This is a genomic window from Cobetia sp. SIMBA_158, assembly GCF_046566945.1.
Taxonomy (GTDB): domain Bacteria; phylum Pseudomonadota; class Gammaproteobacteria; order Pseudomonadales; family Halomonadaceae; genus Cobetia; species Cobetia amphilecti.
Genome location: NZ_JAWJYL010001272.1, coordinates 1 through 228 on the forward strand (window position 1 = coordinate 1; position 228 = coordinate 228).

Consider the following 228-nt stretch of genomic DNA (forward strand, 5'->3'; position numbering starts at 1 on the left):
CTGATATCAAAAAAGAAAAAATAATTGTTAAGCAAGAAACCACAGAGTTTTCAAAATATCAAAGCGATGTAAAATACCTCACCTTTAACTATAAAAATAAAAAAATTGAATTTAAAATTGATGATTTAGATGCTCCGGATTATTTTATTGAACAGTATTTAAAAATATATAGAAGTCGTACCGAAAAAAATAACTTTCGATCTATTTCCAGCCATCAAATAGAATTAG

At 25.0% G+C, this 228-nt stretch carries 1 protein-coding gene; it reads left to right on the forward strand.

Annotated elements, in window-relative coordinates:
* Positions 1-228, forward strand: a 228-nt coding sequence (locus R2R70_RS23820) for a hypothetical protein (RefSeq protein WP_410979464.1), incomplete at both ends; no start/stop codon positions are given.